Consider the following 1,278-nt stretch of genomic DNA (forward strand, 5'->3'; position numbering starts at 1 on the left):
CCAATCAAGCCGTAAAACTTCTCTGAAGCCTTAGAAATGAGTTTTTGGACGTTCTTCTTTGTTTCAATGGAACGTAGTTCTTTCTGAAGCTGAAGAAGCTGGTTTTGTACGTCCTTGTGTTTGTCTAATGCACTGGATATATCGTTTGATAGTTCCTGAAGCTGTTCTTTCGCACATTCGGTCTTGTACTGCATAGCCGATAAGTGTTTGCGGTCAGAAGAAACGCCACGTTCCATGCCCAGTGTTTCAGATGCTATGGTTTGGAGTTCTGCCATGTCATCACGCGATAAACGCACACTTTTCCCATTCGGCTGCGTCCAATCGAAAACTACATGGGCATGAAGGTTAGGTGTCCATTGCTTTGCGTTCATGTATCCTTCGTCCTTGTGTATATGGATTTGAAATGCTTCGATACCGAAACGTTCTTTGCAGACCGTGGCAAACTGCTGGAGTTCCTGCATGGTGGTTTCTTGTTTGATTACTATTACTCCCTCTCGTATGGGTGCGGCTTTAGCCTGCATCTTCTGCCCAACCGTATCGAGATATCTTTGTTTCGCACTTTCCAGCCGATGGGAGATGCTATCTCCAACCCAGCTTTCATTCAAATGACTAAGTTCGGGACGAACATAGTCCAACTCTTTTTCCCTAAAGTTGTGAATCTCACTCCCCGGCTTCACTGCTTGTACATGAATACTTGTTGCTCCCATAAGTTAACATTTTTGTGACAATCGATAACAGCCGGTGACAGCCGGCTGACAGGGGGTTAAGGGGGCTTGTCCCCTTACACACGCACCCTTTAGGGTGCTAGTGTGCTATCACCATACTGCATAGGTGCGAAGTTAGCAAATGTTCTGTAAATGCACAAATAAAGGGGAAAACATTTGGATTTGCGACAATAAAGTACTACCTTTGTTGCTGACCAAACGGTAGCCGACCGATACGGGAGAGTTACCAAAATACAAGCCGCTGGAGTTAATTGACGGACATCCGACATCTCCAGCGGCTTTATTTTTGCCTATCTGCTTCGTCTAGGCATACCAGTACCTCTACTAAAAATGTACTTCAAAGATACTTATTTTCTACCGACTTGATAGTTTTTACCCCATATTCTTGGACATTTTTCCCCCATGAGGTTATCTTTGTAGGGTGAAAGAGAAACCCATAAACGGGGATAGATTGAATGCTGGGAAGCATAAACAATCGGGGTAAGGTTAGCGAACCTTGCCTTTCATCCCCCATTATAACTTTACATAGAGGAACTTTATCTATCCCCCCCCC

Annotated in this window: 2 protein-coding genes; both read right to left on the reverse strand. The window is 44.5% G+C overall.

The window, feature by feature from the left end:
- On the reverse strand, positions 1–707 hold a 707-nt coding region (locus HMPREF2794_RS00005; protein WP_220395787.1), incomplete at its 3' end, for a plasmid recombination protein.
- A gap of 355 nt (positions 708–1,062) precedes the next feature.
- Positions 1,063–1,278 (reverse strand): hypothetical protein (locus tag HMPREF2794_RS29195; protein ID WP_032599930.1); only part of this gene is annotated, 216 nt, incomplete at its 5' end.

The organism is Bacteroides sp. HMSC067B03, assembly GCF_001811315.1.
GTDB lineage: Bacteria > Bacteroidota > Bacteroidia > Bacteroidales > Bacteroidaceae > Bacteroides > Bacteroides faecis.